This is a genomic window from Pseudomonas entomophila (genome assembly GCF_018417595.1).
In the GTDB taxonomy this organism is placed as follows: Bacteria; Pseudomonadota; Gammaproteobacteria; order Pseudomonadales; family Pseudomonadaceae; genus Aquipseudomonas; species Aquipseudomonas entomophila_C.
The window spans coordinates 2,446,126-2,467,876 of sequence record NZ_CP070982.1 but is presented as its reverse complement, the minus strand read 5'-3'; the positions used below and the strand labels follow the sequence as shown (position 1 = coordinate 2,467,876).

The following is a 21,751-nucleotide window of genomic DNA, read 5'->3' as shown; positions in this document are numbered from 1 at the left end:
TAATAACTGGCATCAGTTCGCCCGCTCAGCGCAACCCAACGCCTCGCGTACACCTGTAACAACAACGTCAATTTTTCCATCCCGCGCCCATCCACTGAAACTCCCACCTTGCCCGGCCGGTCTCATCCAGTGCATGCAATAAGGAATGCACCCTCAAGGAGACTGGACATGCCCTACCCCCTGACACTCACGACCCCCTTCCGCCTGCTGGCCGTGGCCAGCGCCCTGCTCGCCTGCGCGCCCCTGGCCAATGCCGACGACGTGCTGCTGGTCGGCAACAAGGCCGACGCCAGCGTGTCGGCCCTGGACACCCGCAGCGGCCAGGAAATGATCCGCCTGCCGGTCGGCGACGGCCCCCACGAGGTGGTGGTCAGCGGCAACGGCCTGCTGGCGGTGGTCGGCAACTACGGCGCCCAAGGCACGGCCAACAACAGCCTGAGCGTGATCGACTGGCCGACGCGCACGGTCATCCGCACCATCGACCTGGGCCAGGACGCCCGCCCCCACGGCATCCGCTTCCTGCCCGACAACCAGCGCGTGGTGGTCACCACCGAGGCCAGCGAACGGCTGCTGATCGTCGACCTGGCCCAGGGCAAGGTGCTCGAGCGCATCGACGTCGGTGGTGGCAAGCCGCACATGGTCGCGCTGTCGCCCGGCGCCGACCGCGCCTATGTCACCCATGTCGACAGCGGCACCCTGTCGGTGGTCGACCTGCTGCACAAGAAGAAGATCGCCGAGATCCCGACCGGCTCGGGCAGCGAAGGCGTGGCGGTCACCCCCAGCGGCAACCAGGTGTGGGTCAGCAACCGTGGCGGCAACGAAGTGGTCATCGTCGATGCCCAGCGCCTGGAGGTCACCGACCGCATCCGCACCGGCCTGTTCCCGATCCGCGTCGCCATGACCCCGGACGGCAAGTATGCGCTGGTCACCTGCGCCAAATCGGCGGAGCTTGCCGTCATCGACGTAGCGGCCAAGAAAGAGATCAAGCGCATCGGCCTGGCCCGCGAGGGTGCCGAGTACCGCCGCACGATGCTCGGTGAGGAGGCGCTACCGATCGGGGCCGTGGTCTCGCCTGATGGCAAGCGGGTCTACGTGGCGATCAGCGGTGGCGACGAAGTCGCGGTGATCAGCACCGTCAACTGGACCGAGAAGGCGCGCTGGAAGGTCGGCCCCGAGCCAGATGCATTGGCGATCGTGGTGCAGCCGAAGGAAGACAGCTGAGGTCGACGCATCGCGGATGAATCCGCTCCTACAGGCGCTGCGCAGCATGTTTCTAGGAGTGGCTTTAGCCGCGATGCGCCGCGCGGGCGGCGCGCGGTTGAATGGTCGCTGCAATTCGACCTTCAAATCCATAAAAAAAGCGCCTCGCAAGAGGCGCCAAAACATTCACCTTCAACCAAAGGAGCACGTGGGCTTCTCAAGGTGAATTCTGGTTGCGATCAGAGAATCGACAGCGGGTACTCGACGATCACCCGCACCTCGTCCAGGTCCGACTCGAAGGCCGTGGCCCGGGTCGTGGCCTGGCGCACGCGCAGCGACAGGTCCTTGGCCGCGCCGGTCTGCACCACATACTTGACCTCGATGTCGCGCTCCCAGCGCTTCTGGTCGGTGAGCGGGTCGCCGTTGTCGTCACGGCGCATGTAGTAGGCGTTGGCGTGGCTGTAGTCGGCGTCGCTGCCCCGGCCGTAGCGGGTCATGAACGACAGCCCCGGCACGCCGTAGGCGGCCATGTTCAGGTCGTAGCGCAGCATCCACGAACGCTCCTTCGGCGAGTTGAAGTCGCTGTACTGGATGGAGTTGTCGAGGAAGATCGAGTCGGACTGGCGCAGGTAGTCGAAGTCGTCGTCACCGTTGTTGCGCTGGTGCGTCAGCGCCAGGGTGTGAGCGCCGTAGCGCACACCGACCTTTGCGCTCCAGATGTCGTTGTCGAACTGCCCCAGGCGCTGACGCCCTTCGTCCCTGGCGTTGTAGAAGTTGAAGCCGCCGATCAGCGCCAGTTCATCCGACAGCGGCCAGGTCACACTGGTGCCGGCGTAGTACTGGTTCCACACGTCCTTCAGGCGGCTGCCGAACAGGCTCACGCTGACATTTTCGTTGATCGCGTAGTCGCCACCGCCGTAGGCGATCCACGGCGAATCCACCGGGCCGCCGTAGAAGGTCACGAAGTTGTCGCGCAAGTCGCTGGACACCGGCTGGCTCATGGCATGCAGGCGCCCGGCCTGCAGCGTCAGGCCCTGCAGGCTGGTGTTCTCCAGGGTGACGCCGCGAAAACTCTCCGGCAGCAGGCGCGAGTCACCCGCAGCCACTACCGGGTTGACCGGGAACACATCGCCCACCCGCAGCACGGTGTCGAACAGCCGCACCTTGGCCGCGCCGCCGACCTTGCTGTATTCGTCGCGGGCCTGGCCATCGCTGTCCACCGGCAGCACATCGAACGAGCTGCGCCCGCCGTTGCGCCCACCGCCGGTGTCGAGCTTGAGCCCGAGCATGGCGAAGGCATCCACGCCGACCCCCACGGTGCCCTGGGTGAAACCGGATTCGAAGCGGGTGATGATGGCGTGGGCCCAGGCTTCGGAGTAGCCGTTGTCACTCTCCTTGCCACGGTTGTAGGTGGGGGCCGGCCCGTCGCGGTGGTCACGGTTGAAGTAATAGTTGCGGTTGAGCACGCTCAGGCGGCTGCCCTCGATGAACCCTTCCTGCTGCTCTTCGGCGGCCCAGGCGGCCGGGCCGACACCCGCCAGCGCCAGCAGCGCGGCCAGGGAAAGTGTGGGACTGTTAGTCATCCGATGCTCCTTCGATTGCGGCTGTTCTTGTTGTCGGCCCTTGGCGCTGGAGCGTCCCTGGCTTGGCCAGATGCAGGCGCACCCAGCCCCTTCGGCCGAGGCTGATGCTCGCCGCCGACGGATAACGGGAAGGTGATGGGCGGATTACAATCGCGTCATTCAAGGGGTGAACACAGCGGACGTGGCGACCCTTGCAGATCTGTAACCCTGGCGTCATGCCGCTGTTGGTCGGCCCTCTTTAGGGTGGGCTCCGAAACCACGGACCATTCGGAGGCACCCCATGCAACGTCTGATCATCTGCGCCGCACTGCTGGCGCTTTCCCTCTCGGCCCAGGCCAGCGGCTTTTCCGGGCAGCGCAACGAGCAGCTGTTCGCCGACCACCAGCAGGCCGTGGCGGCCTACGCGGCGAAACGCGACAAGCCGATGCCCGAGATCGTCGACTATCGCTATGGCATGCAGCTGGATGTCGCCCGCTTCGTGCGCCAGTCGGGCGACCCGCGCACCTGCGAGGTGGTACCGAGGCTGATGACCTTCGAGGACAGCCAGGGCACCCTGCGTACCGTGCGCTATGTGGTGCAGTCGCAGTGCATCAACAACAAGTAGGCCAGCCCCGATCGTACTGGAACTGCTCGCGCGGGTGACGGCCCAATGCCTCGATAGCGCGCGGTGCCGGTCGGGGAGCGGCCTTGCCGACACTACTGCGCAGGCAGCGCCGCCACCGCATCGACTTCCACCAGCATGCCGTCCAGCGCCAGGCGCGGCACCGGAATCAACGTGCAGGTCGGCGCCATCCGCCCGCCCCAGGCCCGCTCGGCCTCGGCCACCCACTGGCGCAGGCGTTCCTCGCAGTGGTCGACCACCAGCAGCGTCAGCTTGAACACATCGGCCAGGCTCGCCCCCTTGGACGCCAGGGCGGTCTTGAGGTTGGCCAGGGCCTGCCGGGCCTGCTCGTCGAAATGCGCCGACAGTTCGCCCCGTCCATCTTCCCCGCCCTGCCCGGCGATATACAGCAAGCGGCTGCCGGCACGCACTTCGGCGACGTGGGAATAGGCGTTGGCGCTGGGGTCGTAGAGGCCTTCCGGGTTGGACAGGTGAAAGGCGTGTGGCTGGGTCATGGTATCGCTCCGTCGAGGGAAGAGCGGCCGAGTATCGAACCTCGGGTTAAGTCGAGGTCAAGCACCAATTCCCCTTGTTCGTTTTCCGCCCCGCAGGCACAGTGACCGCCCTGCCCCTGGAGATTCGCCATGCCCTTCGACCCCGGACTGCTTGCCCAGGCCCGCCACCTGGTGGTGTTCACCGGCGCCGGCGTGTCGGCCGAGAGCGGTATCGCTACCTTTCGCGACAAGCTCGAGGGGCTGTGGGAGCGCTTCGACCCCGTGCAACTGGCCAGCGCCGACGGCTTTGCCGCGGACCCGGCGCTGGTCTGGGGCTGGTACGAGATGCGTCGTGCGGGCATCATTCAGGCACGCCCCAACCCCGCGCATCAGGCCATCGCCAGCCTGCAAGCCAGGCTACCGAAAGTCACCCTGGTGACACAGAACGTCGACGACCTTCACGAACGCGCAGGCAGCCGCGAAGTATTGCACTTGCACGGGCGACTGGATGCATTTCGCTGCTTCAGTTGCGCGCAACCGGTCGGCAGCACACTTCCTCTGACCGAAGGCGCCGAGCAAGGCCGGCGTATCGAGCCACCGCGCTGCGATACGTGTGGAGGCTACCTGCGGCCCGGCGTGGTCTGGTTCGGCGAGCAGTTGCCCGAACACACGCTGGACCAGGCCTTCGCGGCTGCCGAAGACTGCGACCTGCTGCTGTCGATAGGCACCTCGGGCGTGGTCCAGCCGGCAGCGTCGATACCACGGATGGCGTTGCAGGCCGGCGCGACCGTGGTGCATGTCAATCCGCAACCGGTGGTGACCAACCATCCGCGCGAGTTCACCCTGGCCGGCAAGGCGGGAGAAGTGTTGCCTGGATTGCTGCAAGAAGCGTTCAACCCAATACGCCTTCTTTAAGAGCACGGCATACCTGTGGGAGCGGGTCTACCCGCGAAGGCGGAGGTGAATTCACTACCGTATTCGCGGGTGAACCCGCTCCCACAGGGACACTAGATCAGCAGTTCAGATAACAGGTTCAGGGGCGGCCCACCTGCTTCAGCGCCGCCTTGAGTGCTTGAGCGTCGGAGAACGCCTGGCGCTTCACCAGCACACCTTTATCCAACGTCAACCACTGCACCTTGCCGTCACCCGCCGCATAACGGCTGGCAACCCGCCCTTCGCGGTCCAGCATCACCCGGTAGCTGTAGTCACGCATCGCCGGTATGGCGAACAGCTTGCTGACCAGCGCCGGCATGCGCTGGATATCAGCGACGAACACCGCATCGCGCGCCTCCAGGTAGCCCTTGGGCTGCCCCTCCAGCGCCGCCTTGACCAGCTTGGCGCCGTCCATGTCCTGGGCCACCAGCAGGATGCGGGTGTCGGCCGACAGGCTGTAGGGCTGGTCGTACTGGTCGAGCAAGGTCCAGGGCGCGAGCCTGTCGCCAGGTTCCACGGCCAGGGCCAGCAACGGGAGCAGGCTGAGCAACAGGGCGGCGGCGTATTTCATCGTGATCAAGGTCCTGGGGTAGCGGGCGCCCAGCATAGCCCAACGCGCACTCACCCGGTTGTCTTTCCCCCCGCCCCGACGCACACTCATCCCCGCCAGCCAGGAAGCGGAGTCCGCAGTGCCCACGCCACGCCAGTTCAGCAAGAAGACCAGCACCAGCAACATGCTGCGGCTCAAGCCCACCGACGGCAGCGCCGAACGCCCCTACCAGGTCGCCTTCGTGCTGCTCGAACACTTCTCCATGGCCAGTTTCACCGTGGCCATGGACGTGCTGGTCACCGCCAACCTGCTGCGCGCCGAGCGCTTCGCCTTCACCCCGCTGTCGCTGGGCGGCGACCGGGTGCTCAGCGACCTGGGCCTGGAACTGGTCGCCACCCCCCTCACCCCGCAGACGCTGCACGCGCTCGACCTGCTGGTGATCTGCGGCGGCCTGCGCACGCCGCTCAAGTACCCCGAGCTCGACCGCCTGCTGGGCGACTGCGCCAGCCACGGCATGACCCTCGGCGGGCTATGGAACGGCGCCTGGTTCCTCGGCCGCGCCGGAGTGCTCGACGACTATGGCTGCAGCGTCCACCCCGAACAACGCGCCAGCCTGGCCGAATGCAGCCCGCAGACCCGCATCACCCCGGCCAGCTTCACCCTCGACCGCGACCGCCTCACCGCCGCCAGCCCCAACGGTGCCATGGAGCTGATGCTCGGCCTGGTCCGCCGCCTGCACGGCGACGCCCTGGCCGAAGGTGTCGAGGAGATCCTGTCGTTCTCCGGCGCGCGCTATCGCCAGGTTGGTCCCGGGGCGAAGAAATCCATGAGCCTGCACCTGCGCACCATCGTCGAGCTGATGGAGAACAACCTCGAGGAAACCCTGAGCCTGGACCAGCTGGCCGCCTACTCCGGTCGCTCGCGGCGGCAGATCGACCGCCTGTTCCAGGCCCAGCTCGGCACCTCGCCGCGGCGCTACTACATGGAGCTGCGCATCACCAAGAGCCGGCGCCTGCTGCAATATTCCGACCTGTCGGTGATGGAAGTCGCAGTGGCCTGCGGGTTCGTCTCGGTGTCGCACTTCAGCAAGTGCTATGCCGCCTACTTCGGCTACCCGCCCTCGCGCGAGCAACGCCTCGGCGAGTAACCACAGGCATCACTGCACCAGCTGGTTGATCTCGATGATCGGCATCAGCACCGCCATCACGATCAGCAGCACCACCGCGCCCATCACCACGATCATCAGCGGCTCGAGCAACGCCGTCATGCCCATCGCCCGCCGCTCGATGTCCTTGGCCAGGCTGTCGGCCGCCCGGTCGAGCATCGGCGGCAGGTCGCCGGTCTTCTCGCCGCTGGCGATCAGGTGGATCAGCAACGGCGGGAATACCTTGCCGACCGCCAGCGCCGACGCCAGCCCCACGCCCTCGCGCACCCGCGCCGTGGCTTCGCTGACACACTGGTCGAGGCAGTCGTTGCCCAAGGTCTGGCGCGCCGCCTCCAATGCGCGAAGCAACGGCACCCCGGCGCTGCCCAGGATCGCCAGGGTCGAGGCGAAGCGCGCCGTGTTCAGGCCCAGCACAAAGCGCCCGATCAATGGCAGCCGCAACACCCGCCTGTGCCAGGCCAAGCGCGGCCCTGGCGCCTTCAAATAGGCGCGCCAGCCCCAGAACGCCCCGGCCAGCAAGGCGAAGCACAGCACACCCCACGCTCGCACGAAGTCGCTGGCCGCGAGCATGGCCAGGGTCAGCCCGGGCAGGTCCTGACGCGCCTGGGTGAAGGCGCTGACCACCTGAGGCACCACGTAGCTGAGCAGAAAGATGACGATCCCCACCGACACCAGGCCGACCACCCCGGGGTAGATGAACGCCGTCATGATCTTGCCGCGCAGGGTGTTGCGCTCCTCGATGTAGTCGGCCAGGCGCTCCATCACCCGGGCCAGGTCGCCGGACTCCTCGCCCGCCGCCACCAGGGCGCGGTAGATATCCGGAAAGTCCCGTGGCCGCTCGGCCAGCGCATCGGCCAGGCGCATGCCGCTGCGCACATCCGCTCGCACGGCGCCCAGCACCTGGGCGATGTGCTTGCGCTCGGCCTGCTCCAGGGTCGCCCCCAGCGCCGCTTCCAGCGGCAGCCCGGCGGCCAGCAGGCTGGCCAGTTGGCGGGTCGCCCAGGCCAGGTCGCCATCGGACAGCTTCGCGCTGAACAGGCCAGCGCCCTGCCCGGCCACGGCCTGGGGTTCCACCGCCAGGGCGGTCAACCCCAGGGCGCGCAACTGGGCCATCACCGCGGCTGGGCTGTCGGCCTCCAGCAGGCCATTGACCAGGCGCCCCTGGGCGTCGGCGGCTTCATAGCGATAGCGGTTCATCAGGCGTCCCGGGTGACACGCAGGATTTCTTCAAGGCAGGTGCTGCCATCGTCGACCCAGCGCTGGCCATCCTCGCGCAGGCTGAGCATGCCATTGCGCCGGGCGGCGGCGCGCAGGGCCTGTTCGTCGGCGCCCTGGTGCACCAGGCTGCGCACCGCGTCGTCGACGCAGAACAATTCGTGGATGCCGGTACGCCCGCTATAGCCGCACTGGTTGCACTGGGCGCAGCCAACCGCGCGGTACTGCCCCGGCGCCGCCGGATCAGGCTCGCGGCAATGCGGGCACAACCGGCGCACCAGGCGCTGGGCCAGCACCCCGAGCAGCGCCGAGGCCAGCAGGAACGGCTCCACCCCCATGTCCACCAGGCGGTTGACCGCCGACACCGCGTCGTTGGTGTGCAGGGTGGCCAGCACCAGGTGCCCGGTCAGCGACGCCTGCACGGCGATCTGCGCGGTCTCCAGGTCGCGGATCTCGCCGATCATGATCACGTCCGGGTCCTGGCGCAGGATCGCCCGCAGGGCCACGGCGAAACTCATGTCGATACGCGCGTTGACCTGGATCTGGCTGATCCCCGGCAGGTCGTACTCCACCGGGTCCTCGACGGTGAGGATGTTGCTGACGCTGGCGTCCAGCCGCGCCAGGGCGGCGTACAGGCTGGTGGTCTTGCCCGAGCCGGTGGGGCCGGTGACCAGGACGATGCCATGGGGCTGGCGAATCAGTTGGTCGAGCCGCGCCAGCAACGTCGCGTCCATGCCCAGCGCCTCCAGGCGCAGGCGCCCGGCCTGCTTGTCGAGCAGACGCATCACCACCCGCTCGCCATGCCCGGTGGGCACGGTGGACACACGGATATCGATCGGCCGCCCGGCCACCCGCAGGGCGATGCGACCGTCCTGGGGCAGGCGTTTCTCGGCGATGTCCAGCTGCGCCATGATCTTGATCCGCGACACCAGCGCCCCGTGCAGTGCCTTGCGTGGCGAGACCACGTCGCGCAGGGTGCCGTCGACCCGGTAACGCACCAGGCAGTGGCTCTCGAACGGCTCGATATGGATATCGCTGGCCTGGTCGCGCGCGGCCTGGGTGAGCAAGGCGTTGATCATGCGGATCACCGGCGCGTCGTCCTGGGCTTCGAGCAGGTCGGTGACCTCGGGCATATCCTGCAACAGCCGGTCGAGGTCGACCTCGTTCTCCGCCGCCCCCACCACCGCCGCGGCGCTGCCGGTGTCGGCGTAGGCGCTGACCAGCAGCGCGTCCATCTGCGCGTCGCTGAGCGCCTCGACCGGCACCTGGCCAAAACGCCGCCGCACCTCCGCCACCGCCCACGCCGGGCTCGACGGGCAGCGCGCCAGGCGCGCGTCCTCCTCGCCGCTGGCCTGCAGCACCAGGCGCTGGGCCTTGGCCCAGGCGTATGGCAGGCGACTCACCGGGCGACCTCGTCCAGCGGCACCGCGCGAATAGATGCACGGGGCGCACGCCCTTGATCGGGCACCCCCTGCTCCACCGGCGGCAGCAACGGCATGTCCATGTCCGGCAGCGCCCACGAGTGCTCGGGCTTGAGGTCGCCCTGGGCGCGGCGGATGAAGTCGTAGCGGTTGCGGGTGATGCTGCGCCCGGCATTGGCGTCGCGCACGATGTAGGGCCGCAGGAACACCATCAGGTTGGTCTTGTTGCTGGCCCGGCGCTCGCTGCGAAACAGCGCGCCCACCCCCGGCAGGCTCGACAGCCACGGAATGCCCTCGTTGCTCTGGGTGTAGCCGTCCTGCAGCAGGCCACCGAGCACCATGATCTGGCCATCGTCGAGCAGGATGCTGGTGTCGATGGCGCGCTTGTTGGTCACCGTGCCGGCGGCGCTGGAGGCGCGCTGGTCGACGCTGCTGACCTCCTGGTAGACATCGAGCTTGACCGTGCCACCCTCGGAGATTTGCGGGCGCACGTTCAGGCGCAGGCCGACCTCCTCGCGCTGGATGGTCTGGAACGGGTTGTTGCTGTTACCGCCGCCGTCGGTGACGTACTGGCCGCTGACGAAGGGAATCGTCTGGCCGACGAAGATGCTCGCCGCCTCGTTGTCCAGGGTCAGCAGGTTGGGCGTCGACAGCACGTTGCTGCCACCCTTGCTCTTGAGCGCCCGGGCCAGCACCTTGAGGTCGAGCACTGCGCCGACGCCGGGGATCTTCACCGTGCCGTCGACCACCCCCACCGACAGCCCCGGCGGTAGTACATCGATGCTGGTGGGCCCCTTGCCCAGGCCGCTGCCGCCCAGGTTGGCGCCGCCGAACAGGCCGTTCTTGCCCAGGTTGCCGGCCTGCCACTGGATGCCGAACTCGTTGGCGTCATCCTCGCCGACCTCGACGATCAGGCTTTCCACCACCACCTGGGCGCGGCGCTGGTCGAGCTGGTCGATGACCTCGCGCAGGCTGCGGTACAGCGGCTCGGGCGCAGAGATCAGCAGCGTGTTGGTGGTCTTGTCGGCCTGGATGGTCGCGCCGCCGGCGGAGAACGCGATGCCCTGGTCGCTCTGCTGGGAGCCATTGCCGTAGCCATTGGGCGTGGTGGTGCCCGCTTGGCCATTGCCCCGGTTCAGGCTGCCGGTGTTGCCGTTGGTGTTTTGCGACGTGCCACTGCTGCTGGCGCCGCCACTCTTGTTATTGCCCCCCGTCAGCATGCCGCCACCGCTGAGCAGCGCCCGGGCGCCGTCGCTGGTGGCGTTGTCGCTCTCGCCGGTGAGCAGCCCGCGCAGGCTCTGGGCCAGCTTGTCGGCCTGGGCGTTGCGCAGGTACACCACGTGCAGATTGCCGGTGCTGTTCTGGGCGTTGTCGAGCTTGTAGATCAGGTCGCGCGCCAGCTGGGTGCGCTCGGGGCTGGACGAGCGGATCACCACGCTGTTCGAGCGCGGGTCGCCCAGCACGCTGATCTTCTGCGTCGGGTCGGCGCCCTGGCTGTCGAGCAGCTCGCCGACCATGCTGGCGATATCGCTGGCAATGCCGTTGTGGATCGCCACCACGTCGGTGTCGAGGGCGCTGGGGATGTCGACGCGGTCGAGGATCTGCGCCACCCGCTCGAGGTTCTCGGCATAGTCGGTGACCACGATCGTGTTGTTGCCGGGGTAGGCGTTGATCGGGTTGTCCGGCGAGACGATCGGGCGCAGCACCGGGATCAGGTTGACCGCATTCTCGTACTGCAAGCGGAAGGTGCGAGTGACCATGCCGTTGCCCGCGTCGCGGTCGCCACTCACCAGCGCGCCACCCAGCAGCTTGGCGTCGGCCTGGGGCACCACCTGGGCCACGCCATTGACATCGACGACGCTGAAACCTTGCATGCGCAGCGCCGCCAGCAGCATGCCGTAGGCCTTGCTGGCCGGCACCTCGCCTTCGGAGACCAGGGTCAGCTGGCCCTTGACCCGCGGATCGACCAGGAACTGCCGGCCCGTGGCCCGCGACAGGCCGCGCACCACCGCCTGGATATCAGCGTCGACGAAGTTCAGCTGCACCGGCTGATCGCCCAGCGGGTTGCCGGCCACCGGCGCGGGCGTGCCACGGCTATGCCGCTGGCCGACCCGCGGCGGTACCTGGCGCACGGCCTGGCGTGCCCCGGCGCCGGGCTGGGTGTGCAGGTCCAGCGCGGTCGAAGTGCTGTCGACCTGGGCCAGGGGCTGACCAAGCTCGCTGCTGGCCAGGGGTTTGTGCGGTGCCGGCGCGTTGGCGCATGCGCTGAGCGCCAGGACCAATGCCAGCGGTGCGAACGGCAGTGCCCGAGAAAGAATACGTGGCGATCCAGTGCACGTCATGAAGGGTCCTTAGCGCCGTGCGCCTGATCCATGCGAAGGGTTCCGGAAAACGTCACCGGGCCGGTGTCGGCACCCGGGTCGCGGCGCAAGCTCAGTTGGCCGATGGTGAGCCCCAGGCGCGGGGGAATGTGCTGCAACCAGGCCATGGCCGGTTCGGCCGGGGCCTGCCGCCAGGCCAGGTGCCAGCCGTCGCCCTCGGCATCGAGTTGCGAGTGCGCCCGCAGGCCCGCCTCGTCCAGGGTCTGGGCCAGGGCGCCGGCAAGGTCGGCCGGGCGTTGCCCAAGCAAGGCGTCCAAGGCCTGGGCCTGGCTTCGCAGCTTCGGGGTTTCAGTGTTCCAGTGCTCGATACGGGTGAGCGCTGGCGCCACCAGTACTTGCCAGCAGAAGAAGCTCCCCAGCACAGCGGCGGCCAGCGCCACGGCACGCCGTTCACGCGGGGCCAAGGCCTGCCAACGCTGCCGCGCCTGCCCGCGCAGGCCGTTGATGCGCGCCTTAATCGACATGGGCCAGGGCCTCGTTCGCGGCGCCGCCAACGCGCAGTGTCCAACCTTGTTCGCCAGCGCTGGCCTCGATGCCCTGGGCGGCGAGTTGCGCCTGCCAAGCCATGTCGGCGGGCGCCTTGCGCCCGTCGGCCAAGAGGGTGATGCGCAGCTCGCCGTCGGTGTAGTCCAGCGCCGCGACATTACCGGCGAGAAACGGCATGGCCTTGCCTGCGCCATCGAGCAGAGCGACCAGCCCAGTACCCGTGGCGCCCTGCCCGCTCTGCAACTGCTGACGCGCTTGTTGCAGCGGGTTGAGCACCACCGGCAAGTGCGGGAACGCCGTGCGCACCTGGGTCACCATCCGCGCCCGCAATTGTTCACCTTCGCTGGCCAACTGCATGGCATGCAGGTTCAAACCGAGGCACCAGACCAGCGCCGCCACACTCCACACCGCTACGGCGCGTCCCACATCCAAGGTGTGGGCCGGCCCCTGCAAGCCACCGCCCAGGTCCACCACCGGGCGATCCTCCGCAGGCTGTGTGAACACCCCTTGCGGTCTGATCCGTCCGGCCTGCAACCAAGCCTGCAAGTGGGCCAGCTGCGGCAGCCCAAGCCAGGCCACCGCCACCTGGCCATCGCCCTGGCGTGGCCCGTGAGCCACATGGACCTGCCCGATATCGCCCAGCACCAGCCCCTGCACCGCACAGCGCACCGCCGCGCTCAAGCGCTTGCCCGAAAGCGGCGGCAAGGCGACAGCCAGGGCCAGGCTGTCGTCCTCGTGCAGGTGCAGGCGCCAGCCGGCGCCCTTGGCTTCGCCTAGCAACTGCGCAAGCTCGGCGTTGCCCGTGGCCAAGGTGCGGCCCTGGCGATCACTCAGGCGATAGTCGAGGCTCGACGCCGGCCCGAGCTCGGCCAGCGGTGGCAGTTGAACGTCCAGTAGCGTGTTCATGCGCCCACCCGTGTCCAGATCACATCCGGCAGCCGCCCCTCGCGCTGGCGCAGCAGCGCCTGCATGCGCAGCACCCGCTGCCCCTGGCGCGCCTGGCCGTGCAGGCGGAACCAGTCGCTGTTGATCCCCACCCGCACATTGGCCTGCGCCAGTTGCGGCATGCGCAGGCGGTTGACGAAGTCGCCACGGTTGACGAACCAGCGTCCGCCATCGCGCTCGGCCACCAGCGCGGCGGCCTGTTGCAGCGACAGCCCCGGCACCTGGGCGGCGAGCACCTCGGCGCTGGCGGTGTTGCCATTGACCCAGGTAAGCGCCGGCAACACCGTGACAAACCGGCGCAGGCGCTGGAGGGATTGCGTGTTCATGCCCTTGAGCGATGCCAGGGCGTCGAGGCTGCTCATCATCGGCTGTTTGGCCGGCAGTGGCGCGCTGGCACTGGCGGGCGACGTCAGGCGGCCGCTGTCGAAACCGGCCTGTTGCGGCGCCACCGGGGTGACCGGTTGCCGGGGATAGCTGTCGATCACCCGCTCGCTGATGGCCGAGGCCAGCCGCGCCTCGACACCGATCAGCCCACACAGCCGCTGGAAGGTCGCCAGCGCCTCAGCGTCGACCCGGCCATCGACCACCAGGTTGCGCAGGTTGAACTTGCCCTGCTCGTCCTCCAATTGGCCGGCGAATAGCACATTGCCCGCCGCCATGTCCGGCAACGGCCGAGTCCAGGGCTGGCCGCCGCGCACCAGCGGGTCGCGCTGGCGCTGCTCGGCCAGCAGTTGCCGGCTCAGTTGCAGCCCCCCCTGCAACGCCCACTGCCCCTGCACCGCCAGCTGGCGGTTCTCCACCTGCCGGGTCAGCAGCCCCTGGCGCTCGATCATCCCGGCGGCAATCACTGCCACCACTGCGGCGATCAGCAAGGCGCTGATCACCGCCATGCCTTCCTGGCGCGCCATGGCCGGTCACAACTGCCAGGAGCCGAGGTCGGCGTTCACCCCATCGCCACCGGCCTGGCCGTCGGCGCCGAGGGAGAACACATCGATCTCGCCGTTGGCGCCGGGGTTCAGGTACTGGTACGGGCGCCCCCACGGGTCGTTGGGCAGGCGGTCGAGGTAGGCGCGCCATTGGCCGTCCTTGGCCTGGGCCGGTTTTTCCACCAGCACCTTCAGGCCCTGGTTCTGGTTCGGGTAGCCGCCGTTGTCCAGGCGATAGAGCTTGAGCGCTTGCATCAGCCCGGCGATGTCCTGGCGCGCCGCCGTGGCGCGGGCTTGGTCGGGGCGGTCGAGCACCTTGGGCACCACCATTGCCGCGAGAATCCCGAGGATCACCACCACCACCATGATCTCGATCAGGGTGAAGCCCTGCTGGCGGAAACGGCGGCCTCTGGCGCTGCGACGGACGATCTGCATCTCGGCATTCCTTGCGTGAGTTCGAGTCGGGGGCCGATTGTGGCAAGCCGGTATGTCACGGATATTGAAAAAGCTCGGGAGTCGGCGTCGTCAAACCGTCACCCAAGCGCTCTACAGTGCGGCTTTCCCTTGCCCGGAGCTCAGCCCGTGCGCAACCGCCAGGCGGGTTTCACCCTGATTGAAGTACTGGTCGCCCTGACCATCGTCGCGGTGGCCATGGCCGCTGCCGTGCGCGCGACCGGGCTGATGACCCAGGGGAATGGGCTGCTGCGGGACAAGTCGCTGGCCTTGCTGGCGGCCCAGGGGCGGCTGGCCGAGGTGCGGTTGGAGGGGGCCCCCAAGCCCGGGGTGCGGCAGGTCGAGTGTGACCAGGGGCGGTTGCGGTTGCGCTGTGAACAGCGGGTGGTGCGCTTGGCGGGTGAAGGAGTGGAGGTGTCGGTGCAGGTGTTCGACCGAGACCGGGAGGGAGGGGCGTTGGCGCGGTTGCAGACGGTGACGGTGGTGGGGGGCTGAGCGGTTTTTGTGGTGGTGCGCAAATCGAGCGCCGCCAGGCGGCGCATCGCGGATGAATCCGCTCCTACAGGTCGGGATCGCCTTGCAGGTGCGGCACGTTGCAACAGATGTAGGAGCGGATTTATCCGCGATGCGCCGCGCGAGCGGCGCTGGGACTGTCAGATTTTTTGTGTGCGGGCCGGTAACGGCCTGCCGTCAGGCAGGCCCTGATTCTCACCAGGTCGGCCTGATGAACCGATCTCCGTACAGAATCGCAAATTGATTCATCGCGCTTTTCCAATCATGGGCCGGTTTTCCCCAATTGGCTGTTATGTTGCGCAATCCCAGCCAAATCAGTTTGGTCGCTGCGTCATCATTCGGGAAATGCCCGCGAGTCTTGATGACCTTGCGTAGCTGGGCGTTGATGCTCTCGATGGCGTTGGTGGTGTAAATCACCTTTCTGATGGCCGGTGGGAAGACGAAAAATGGAATCACTCGATCCCAGGCGCGTCTCCAGGCAGCCACCACCGTTGGATATTTCTCGCCCCACGGCCCGTTCTCAAACTCATCGAGTGCTTGCTCAGCCGCTTCAGCATTAATGGCTTGGTAAATCGGCTTCAGCTCCTTGGCCAGAGCCCGCCGCTTGTCCCAGGCCGCGAAGTCGAGGCTGTTGCGGATCAGGTGCACGATGCACGTTTGCAACGTCGTCTCTGGAAACACGGCACTGAGAGCCTCTGGCATACCTTTGAGGCCATCGGTCACGGCAATCAGCACAGGCGCTCGACCTGATAGGCTGAGTGCGCGATGCATGCACATCATCGATGCCACCACCGCTCATATCATTGCGCGTGATAATAACCTTCGCTCCGTTCGATTCGTTCCTTAAACGCAACACACTCACACTCCGCCCACTACTAATACATTGGCGGAGCTCTCCATGGATCACTCACTCAAACCCTTGCGCTTTCCGCTCGCTGCCCTGGCAGTGGTGGTGCTCAGCGCTTGCGGTCGCACCCCCGACGCCGTGCAGGCTCCCGCCGCGCCCAAGGTCAGCGTAGCCAAGGTGATCGAGCAACCGATCAACGAATGGGACGAGTTCACCGGCCGCCTCGAGGCGCCGGAAACCGTCGAGGTGCGCCCGCGCGTCTCCGGCCAGATCGACCTGGTGGCCTTCACCGAAGGCGCCCAGGTCAAGAAAGGCGACCTGCTGTTCCAGATCGACCCGCGTCCGTTCCAGGCTGAAGTCCGCCGCCTCGAAGCCCAGCTGCAACAAGCTAAAGCCACCGCCGTGCGCAGCGCCAACGAAGCCAGCCGTGGCGAGCGCCTGCGCGACAGCAACGCCATCTCCGCGGAACTGGCCGAGTCGCGCACCAGCGCCGCCGCCGAGGCCCGCGCCGGGGTCGACGCGATCCAGGCGCAGCTCGACCTGGCCCGCCTGAACCTGAGCTTCACCCGCGTCACCGCGCCCATCAGCGGCCGCGTCAGCCGCGCCCAGTTCACCGCCGGCAACATCGTCACTGCCGATGTCACCCCGCTGACCAGCGTGGTCTCCACCGACAAGGTGTACGCCTACTTCGACGCCGACGAGCGCGTGTACCTCAAGTACAGCCAGCTCGCCCGCGACGGCCAGCGTGGCCAGAGCACCCCGGTGTACCTGGGCCTGACCAACGAAACCGGCAACCCGCACCTGGGCCAGATGAACTTCGTCGACAACCAGGTCAACCCACGCACCGGCACCATCCGTGGCCGCGCCGTGTTCGACAACCGCGACGGCCAGTTCACCCCCGGCCTGTACGCACGCCTGAAGCTGGTCGGCAGCGCCCAGTACGACGCCGTGCTGATCAACGACGAGGCGGTCGGCACCGACCTTGGCAAGAAGTTCGTGCTGGTGATGGACAAGGACAACAAGGCCGCCTACCGCGCCGTGGAACTGGGGCCCAAGCTCGAAGGCCTGCGCATCGTGCGCAGCGGCCTGGGCAAAGATGACCGCATCGTGGTCAAGGGCCTGCAGCGCGTACGCCCTGGCTCGCCGGTCACCCCGGAGGAAACGCCAATGGCCAGCGAACAGACCCTCGCCGCCCTCGCCCAGCAGCGCCAGGCCCTGGAGGCCAGCAACCCGGCGCCGAAGGTTGCCGGCACCAACGAAAAAGTCGCCAGCGCCCAGGCGCCACGCGGTTAAGGGACGACACCGATGAACTTTTCGAAATTCTTCATTACCCGGCCGATCTTCGCCGCGGTGCTGTCGCTGGTGCTGCTGATCGCGGGTTCGATCTCGCTGTTCCAGCTGCCGATCAGCGAATACCCCGAAGTGGTGCCACCCACCGTGGTGGTGCGCGCCAACTTCCCCGGCGCCAACCCCAAGGTGATCGGCGAAACCGTCGCCGCGCCGCTGGAGCAGGCCATCACCGGTGTCGAGAACATGCTGTACATGTCCTCGCAGTCCACCGCCGACGGCAAGCTGACCCTGACCATCACCTTCGCTCTAGGCACCGACCTGGACAACGCCCAGGTGCAGGTGCAGAACCGCGTGACCCGCACCCAGCCCAAGCTGCCGGAGGAAGTCACCCGTATCGGTATCACCGTCGACAAGGCCTCGCCCGACCTGACCATGGTCGTGCACCTGACCTCGCCGGACAACCGCTACGACATGCTCTACCTGTCCAACTACGCCATCCTCAACATCAAGGATGAGCTGGCGCGCCTGGGCGGCGTGGGCGACGTGCAGCTGTTCGGCATGGGCGACTACTCGCTGCGGGTGTGGCTCGACCCGAACAAGACCGCTTCGCGCAACCTCACCGCCAGTGATGTGGTCGCCGCCATTCGCGAGCAGAACCGCCAGGTCGCCGCCGGCCAGCTGGGCGCCCCGCCCGCCCCGGGTTCGACCAGCTTCCAGCTGTCGATCAACACCCAGGGCCGCCTGGTCAACGAGGAAGAGTTCGAGAACATCATCATCCGTGCCGGCGCCAATGGCGAGATCACGCGCCTGAAGGACATCGCCCGGGTCGAGCTCGGCTCCAGCCAGTACGCCCTGCGTTCGCTGCTGAACAACCAGCCGGCCGTGGCCATTCCGATCTTCCAGCGCCCGGGCTCCAACGCCATCGAGATCTCCGACGAAGTGCGGGCGAAGATGGCCGAGCTGAAGAAAGACTTCCCGGAAGGCATGGACTACAGCATCGTCTATGACCCGACCGTGTTCGTCCGTGGCTCCATCGAAGCGGTGGTGCATACCCTGTTCGAAGCACTGATCCTGGTCGTGCTGGTGGTGATCCTGTTCCTGCAGACCTGGCGCGCCTCGATCATCCCGCTGATGGCCGTGCCGGTCTCGCTGATCGGTACCTTCGCGGTGATGCACCTGTTCGGTTTCTCGCTCAACGCGCTGTCGTTGTTCGGCCTCGTGCTGGCCATCGGTATCGTGGTGGACGACGCCATCGTCGTGGTGGAGAACGTCGAACGGAACATCGGGCTCGGCCTGAAACCGCTGGAAGCGACGCAGAAGGCCATGAGCGAAGTGACCGGCCCGATCATCGCCACCGCCCTGGTGCTGTGCGCCGTGTTCGTGCCCGCCGCGTTCATCTCGGGGCTTACCGGGCAGTTCTACAAGCAGTTCGCGCTGACCATCGCCATCTCCACCGTGATCTCGGCGTTCAACTCGCTGACCCTGTCGCCGGCCCTGGCCGCCGTGCTGCTGAAGGACCACCACGCGCCCAAGGACCGTTTCTCGCGGTTCCTCGAGAAGCTGCTGGGCAGCTGGCTGTTCGCGCCGTTCAACCGCTTCTTCGACCGCGCCAGCCATGGCTATGTCGGCGGCGTGCGCCGGGTCATCCGCTCCAGCGGCATCGCCCTGTTCGTCTATGCCGGCTTGATGGGCCTGACTTATCTTGGCTTCTCGTCCACCCCGACCGGCTTCGTCCCGGCCCAGGACAAGCAGTACCTGGTAGCCTTCGCCCAGCTGCCTGACGCCGCCAGCCTCGACCGTACGGAGGCTGTGATCAAGAAGATGAGCGAGATCGCCCTCAAGCAACCGGGCGTGGCCGATTCGGTGGCCTTCCCGGGCCTGTCGATCAATGGTTTCACCAACAGCCCGAACAGCGGCATCGTGTTCACCCCGCTCAAGCCGTTCGACGAGCGCAAGGACCCGAGCCAGTCGGCGCAGGCCATCGCCGCGGCGCTGAACGCCCAGTTCGCCGACATCCAGGACGCCTACATCGCGATCTTCCCGCCACCACCGGTACAAGGCCTTGGCACCATCGGCGGCTTCCGCCTGCAGATCGAGGACCGTGGCAACCTGGGCTATGAGGCGCTGTACAAAGAGACCCAGAACATCATCGCCAAGAGCCGCAGCGTGCCGGAGCTGGCGGGCCTGTTCACCAGCTACCAGGTCAACGTGCCGCAGGTCGATGCCGCCATCGACCGGGAAAAGGCCAAGACCCACGGCGTGGCGATCACCGACATCTTCGACACCCTGCAGGTCTACCTGGGCTCGCTGTACACCAACGACTTCAACCGCTTTGGCCGCACCTACCAGGTCAACGTCCAGGCCGAGCAGCAGTTCCGCCTCGACGCCGAGCAGATCGGCCAGCTGAAGGTGCGCAATAACCTGGGCGAGATGATCCCGCTGGCGACCTTCCTCAAGGTCAGCGACACCTCCGGGCCTGACCGGGTGATGCACTACAACGGCTTCATCACCGCCGAGATCAACGGAGCCGCAGCCCCCGGCTACAGCTCCGGCCAGGCGGAGGCTGCGATCGAGAAGCTGCTCAAGGAGGAACTGCCCAACGGCATGACCTTCGAGTGGACCGACCTGACCTACCAGCAGATCCTCTCGGGCAACACCGCGCTGTTCGTGTTCCCGCTCTGCGTGCTGCTGGCCTTCCTGGTGCTGGCCGCCCAGTACGAAAGCTGGAGCCTGCCGCTGGCGGTGATCCTGATCGTGCCGATGACCCTGCTGTCGGCCATCACCGGGGTGATCGTCTCCGGTGGCGACAACAACATCTTCACCCAGATCGGCTTGATCGTGCTGGTGGGTCTGGCGTGCAAGAACGCGATCCTGATCGTCGAGTTCGCCAAGGATGAACAGGCCAAGGGCCTCGACCCGCTGGCTGCCGTGCTGGAAGCCTGCCGTCTGCGTCTGCGGCCGATCCTGATGACCTCGATCGCCTTCATCATGGGCGTGGTGCCGCTGGTGTTCTCCTCCGGCGCCGGCTCGGAAATGCGTCACGCCATGGGTGTGGCGGTGTTCTCGGGGATGATCGGGGTGACCGTGTTCGGCCTGTTCCTGACCCCGGTGTTCTTCTTCCTGATCCGCCGTTTCGTCGAGCGTCGCCAGGCCCGCAAGGCCGAGCGCAGCATCGCGCTGGAGAACCACGCATGAAGTTGCTCAAACCCCTGACCCCGAGCCTGCTGGCCCTGGCCCTGGCGGCCTGCGCCGTGGGCCCGGACTACAAGACGCCGGACACCGCGCCGGCCAGGCTGGACAGCGGCCTGGAGGCCAAGGCCTTCGACCGCAGCCGCTTCGAGAGTGTGTGGTGGAAGCAGTTCGACGACCCGGTGCTCAACCAGTTGGTGCAGGCATCGCTGGAGGGCAACCGTGACCTGCGCGTGGCGTTCGCCCGCCTGAAGGCGGCGCGGGCGATCCGCGAGGATGTGTCCAACGACCAGCTCCCGGTGGTCACCAGCCGCGCCAGCAGCGACCTGGGCAAGGGCAAGGGCCAGGTCCCGGGCCAGACCGAACGCCGGGTCAACAGCGAGCGCTACGACCTGGGCCTGGACATGGCCTGGGAGCTCGACCTGTTCGGCCGCATCCAGCGCCAGATCGAGGCCAGCGAAGCCCAGGAAGCCGCCGCCGAAGCCGACCTGCAACAGCTGCAGGTCAGCCTGATCGCCGAGCTGGTCGACGCCTATGGCCAGTTGCGCGGCGCCCAGTTGCGCGAGCAGATCGCCGTGGCCAACCTCAAGACCCAGCAGCAGTCGCGGGACATCACCGTGACCCTGCGCGACACCGGGGTCGGCAACGAACTCGACGTGGTACGCGCCGACGCCCGCCTGGCGGGTGTCGAAGCCACCGTGCCGCAATTGCAGGCCGCGCAGGTGCGGGCGAAGAACCGCATCGCCACCCTGCTCGGCCAGCGCCCGGACGCCATGACCGTGGATCTGTCGCCCAAGGCCCTGCCGGCCATCGCCAAGGCCCTGCCGGTGGGCGACCCGGGCGAGCTGCTGCGCCGCCGCCCGGACATCCGCAGCGCCGAGCGCCAGCTGGCAGCGGCCACGGCCAACGTGGGCGTGGCCACCGCCGACCTGTTCCCGCGGGTCAGCCTGAGCGGCTTCCTCGGTTTCACCGCCGCACGCGGTTCGCAAATCGGCTCGGCGGCCTCCAACGCCTGGGCGCTGGGGCCGAGCATCACCTGGGCGGCGTTCGACCTGGGCAGCGTGCGCGCCCGTCTGCGCGGGGCCAAGGCCGACGCTGACGGCGCCCTGGCCAACTATGAGCAGCAGGTGCTGCTGGCGTTGGAAGAGTCCGCCAACGCGTTCAGCGACTATGGCAAGCGCCAGCAGCGCCTGCTGGCGCTGATGCGCCAGAGCGAGGCCAGCCGCAAGGCGGCCGAGCTGGCCTCGATCCGCTATCGCGAAGGGACGGTGGATTACCTGGTGTTGCTGGATGCCGAGCGTGAGCGGCTGAGCGCCGAGGATGCCCAGGCCCAGGGCGAGGTCGAGCTGTACAGCGGCATCGTCGCGATCTACAAGGCCCTGGGCGGCGGCTGGCAACCGGAGGTGGTGGCCAGCGCGCGCTGAGCGCTTCCCTGATCTGAAGACTCCTTTGGTTGGTTCCTCCCCCAACCGTTTGCCCCGATGGCCTTGGTCGTCGGGGCTTTTTTATGCGCGGTCCTGTCCTGGCCCGGCCATGCCAGGCTTCGCCAGCAAGGCTGG

General features: G+C 67.4%; 18 protein-coding genes and 1 pseudogene. 8 read left to right on the top strand and 11 right to left on the bottom strand.

The genetic code is table 11. The features are described from left to right. The first annotated feature begins 168 nt into the window (after positions 1-168). Positions 169-1,221 (top strand): cytochrome D1 domain-containing protein, encoded by a 1,053-nt coding sequence (locus JYG34_RS11115; RefSeq protein WP_213660725.1) that lies wholly within the window; start codon positions 169-171, stop codon positions 1,219-1,221. A gap of 218 nt (positions 1,222-1,439) precedes the next feature. Here JYG34_RS11115 and JYG34_RS11110 read toward each other — a convergent pair whose 3' ends face one another. Beyond that, positions 1,440-2,783 (bottom strand): OprD family porin, encoded by a 1,344-nt coding sequence (locus JYG34_RS11110; RefSeq protein WP_213660724.1) that lies wholly within the window; start codon positions 2,781-2,783, stop codon positions 1,440-1,442. Positions 2,784-3,063: 280 nt separating this feature from the next. On the opposite strand from JYG34_RS11110, the gene JYG34_RS11105 reads away from it, so the two are divergent. Next, the gene (locus JYG34_RS11105; RefSeq protein ID WP_213660723.1) at positions 3,064-3,387 is read left to right on the top strand and encodes a DUF2790 domain-containing protein; all 324 of its coding nucleotides are present in this window, start codon (positions 3,064-3,066) and stop codon (positions 3,385-3,387) included. Between the two features lie 92 nt (positions 3,388-3,479). Here the strand turns inward: JYG34_RS11105 and JYG34_RS11100 are convergent, their stop codons facing one another. Next, entirely contained in the window at positions 3,480-3,899 is a 420-nt protein-coding gene (locus JYG34_RS11100; protein ID WP_213660722.1) for a RidA family protein, read from the bottom strand. A 129-nt stretch (positions 3,900-4,028) separates the two neighbouring features. Here JYG34_RS11100 and JYG34_RS11095 point away from each other — a divergent pair, with 129 nt between their 5' ends. Further along, positions 4,029-4,793: an SIR2 family NAD-dependent protein deacylase gene (locus tag JYG34_RS11095; RefSeq protein ID WP_213660721.1), complete on the top strand. Its 765-nt coding sequence runs from the start codon at positions 4,029-4,031 to the stop codon at positions 4,791-4,793. 118 nt (positions 4,794-4,911) lie between these two features. Here JYG34_RS11095 and JYG34_RS11090 read toward each other — a convergent pair whose 3' ends face one another. Beyond that, entirely contained in the window at positions 4,912-5,382 is a 471-nt protein-coding gene (locus JYG34_RS11090; RefSeq protein WP_213660720.1) for an FAD/FMN-containing dehydrogenase, read from the bottom strand. Between the two features lie 118 nt (positions 5,383-5,500). On the opposite strand from JYG34_RS11090, the gene JYG34_RS11085 reads away from it, so the two are divergent. Next, positions 5,501-6,508 carry a GlxA family transcriptional regulator gene (locus JYG34_RS11085; RefSeq protein ID WP_213660719.1) on the top strand — a complete coding sequence of 336 codons (1,008 nt, stop codon included), beginning with the start codon at positions 5,501-5,503 and terminating at the stop codon, positions 6,506-6,508. Between the two features lie 9 nt (positions 6,509-6,517). Here JYG34_RS11085 and gspF read toward each other — a convergent pair whose 3' ends face one another. The 7 genes from gspF to gspG are packed head-to-tail and all read right to left on the bottom strand — an operon-like array spanning position 6,518 to position 14,335. Then, positions 6,518-7,723 (bottom strand): type II secretion system inner membrane protein GspF, encoded by a 1,206-nt coding sequence (gene gspF / locus JYG34_RS11080; protein WP_213660718.1) that lies wholly within the window; start codon positions 7,721-7,723, stop codon positions 6,518-6,520. Further along, entirely contained in the window at positions 7,723-9,144 is a 1,422-nt protein-coding gene (gspE, locus tag JYG34_RS11075) for a type II secretion system ATPase GspE (RefSeq protein ID WP_213660717.1), read from the bottom strand. The genes gspF and gspE overlap by 1 nt, the downstream gene beginning before the upstream one ends. Beyond that, positions 9,141-11,504: a type II secretion system secretin GspD gene (gene gspD, locus JYG34_RS11070; RefSeq protein ID WP_213660716.1), complete on the bottom strand. Its 2,364-nt coding sequence runs from the start codon at positions 11,502-11,504 to the stop codon at positions 9,141-9,143. The genes gspE and gspD overlap by 4 nt, the downstream gene beginning before the upstream one ends. After that, on the bottom strand, positions 11,501-12,007 hold the full coding sequence (gene gspM / locus JYG34_RS11065) for a type II secretion system protein GspM (protein WP_213660715.1): 507 nt from the start codon (positions 12,005-12,007) through the stop codon (positions 11,501-11,503). Before gspM ends, gspD begins: the two co-directional genes overlap by 4 nt. Then, on the bottom strand, positions 11,997-12,935 hold the full coding sequence (gspL, locus tag JYG34_RS11060) for a type II secretion system protein GspL (protein WP_213660714.1): 939 nt from the start codon (positions 12,933-12,935) through the stop codon (positions 11,997-11,999). The genes gspM and gspL overlap by 11 nt, the downstream gene beginning before the upstream one ends. Beyond that, positions 12,932-13,882 (bottom strand): type II secretion system minor pseudopilin GspK, encoded by a 951-nt coding sequence (gspK, locus tag JYG34_RS11055; protein WP_213660713.1) that lies wholly within the window; start codon positions 13,880-13,882, stop codon positions 12,932-12,934. Before gspK ends, gspL begins: the two co-directional genes overlap by 4 nt. 6 nt (positions 13,883-13,888) lie before the next feature. After that, positions 13,889-14,335: a type II secretion system major pseudopilin GspG gene (gene gspG / locus JYG34_RS11050; protein WP_213660712.1), complete on the bottom strand. Its 447-nt coding sequence runs from the start codon at positions 14,333-14,335 to the stop codon at positions 13,889-13,891. 147 nt (positions 14,336-14,482) lie between these two features. Here gspG and gspI point away from each other — a divergent pair, with 147 nt between their 5' ends. Beyond that, positions 14,483-14,848 (top strand): type II secretion system minor pseudopilin GspI, encoded by a 366-nt coding sequence (gspI, locus tag JYG34_RS11045; RefSeq protein WP_213660711.1) that lies wholly within the window; start codon positions 14,483-14,485, stop codon positions 14,846-14,848. A 213-nt stretch (positions 14,849-15,061) separates the two neighbouring features. On the opposite strand, the pseudogene JYG34_RS11040 reads toward gspI, so the two are convergent. Next, a pseudogene (locus tag JYG34_RS11040) lies at positions 15,062-15,607 on the bottom strand (IS256 family transposase); the annotation flags it as partial. A gap of 157 nt (positions 15,608-15,764) precedes the next feature. Between JYG34_RS11040 and mexE the strand changes: the two are divergent. From mexE to JYG34_RS11025, 3 genes are read left to right on the top strand one after another with little or no spacing between them, the layout of a single operon-like run. Then, complete coding sequence (gene mexE / locus JYG34_RS11035; protein ID WP_213660710.1) at positions 15,765-17,006, top strand: multidrug efflux RND transporter periplasmic adaptor subunit MexE; 1,242 nt, start codon at positions 15,765-15,767, stop codon at positions 17,004-17,006. A gap of 12 nt (positions 17,007-17,018) precedes the next feature. Then, a complete protein-coding gene (locus tag JYG34_RS11030) occupies positions 17,019-20,198 on the top strand; it encodes an efflux RND transporter permease subunit (protein ID WP_213660709.1) in 3,180 nt (1,059 codons plus the stop codon). Continuing rightward, positions 20,195-21,616 carry an efflux transporter outer membrane subunit gene (locus tag JYG34_RS11025; protein WP_213660708.1) on the top strand — a complete coding sequence of 474 codons (1,422 nt, stop codon included), beginning with the start codon at positions 20,195-20,197 and terminating at the stop codon, positions 21,614-21,616. The genes JYG34_RS11030 and JYG34_RS11025 overlap by 4 nt, the downstream gene beginning before the upstream one ends. Positions 21,617-21,751: the final 135 nt, after the last annotated feature.

Excerpts from the sequence above, each read along its gene's own strand:
- JYG34_RS11110 (WP_213660724.1), bottom strand. The coding sequence starts at position 2,783 with ATGACTAACAGTCCCACACTTTCCCTGGCCGCGCTGCTGGCGCTGGCG.
- JYG34_RS11090 (WP_213660720.1), bottom strand. The coding sequence starts at position 5,382 with ATGAAATACGCCGCCGCCCTGTTGCTCAGCCTGCTCCCGTTGCTGGCC.
- JYG34_RS11030 (WP_213660709.1), top strand. The coding sequence starts at position 17,019 with ATGAACTTTTCGAAATTCTTCATTACCCGGCCGATCTTCGCCGCGGTG.
- JYG34_RS11025 (WP_213660708.1), top strand. The coding sequence starts at position 20,195 with ATGAAGTTGCTCAAACCCCTGACCCCGAGCCTGCTGGCCCTGGCCCTG.
- mexE (WP_213660710.1), top strand. The coding sequence starts at position 15,765 with ATGGATCACTCACTCAAACCCTTGCGCTTTCCGCTCGCTGCCCTGGCA.
- gspK (WP_213660713.1), bottom strand. The coding sequence starts at position 13,882 with ATGGCGCGCCAGGAAGGCATGGCGGTGATCAGCGCCTTGCTGATCGCC.
- gspD (WP_213660716.1), bottom strand. The coding sequence starts at position 11,504 with ATGACGTGCACTGGATCGCCACGTATTCTTTCTCGGGCACTGCCGTTC.
- gspG (WP_213660712.1), bottom strand. The coding sequence starts at position 14,335 with ATGCAGATCGTCCGTCGCAGCGCCAGAGGCCGCCGTTTCCGCCAGCAG.
- gspM (WP_213660715.1), bottom strand. The coding sequence starts at position 12,007 with ATGTCGATTAAGGCGCGCATCAACGGCCTGCGCGGGCAGGCGCGGCAG.
- JYG34_RS11100 (WP_213660722.1), bottom strand. The coding sequence starts at position 3,899 with ATGACCCAGCCACACGCCTTTCACCTGTCCAACCCGGAAGGCCTCTAC.
- gspF (WP_213660718.1), bottom strand. The coding sequence starts at position 7,723 with ATGAACCGCTATCGCTATGAAGCCGCCGACGCCCAGGGGCGCCTGGTC.
- gspL (WP_213660714.1), bottom strand. The coding sequence starts at position 12,935 with ATGAACACGCTACTGGACGTTCAACTGCCACCGCTGGCCGAGCTCGGG.
- JYG34_RS11095 (WP_213660721.1), top strand. The coding sequence starts at position 4,029 with ATGCCCTTCGACCCCGGACTGCTTGCCCAGGCCCGCCACCTGGTGGTG.
- JYG34_RS11115 (WP_213660725.1), top strand. The coding sequence starts at position 169 with ATGCCCTACCCCCTGACACTCACGACCCCCTTCCGCCTGCTGGCCGTG.
- JYG34_RS11105 (WP_213660723.1), top strand. The coding sequence starts at position 3,064 with ATGCAACGTCTGATCATCTGCGCCGCACTGCTGGCGCTTTCCCTCTCG.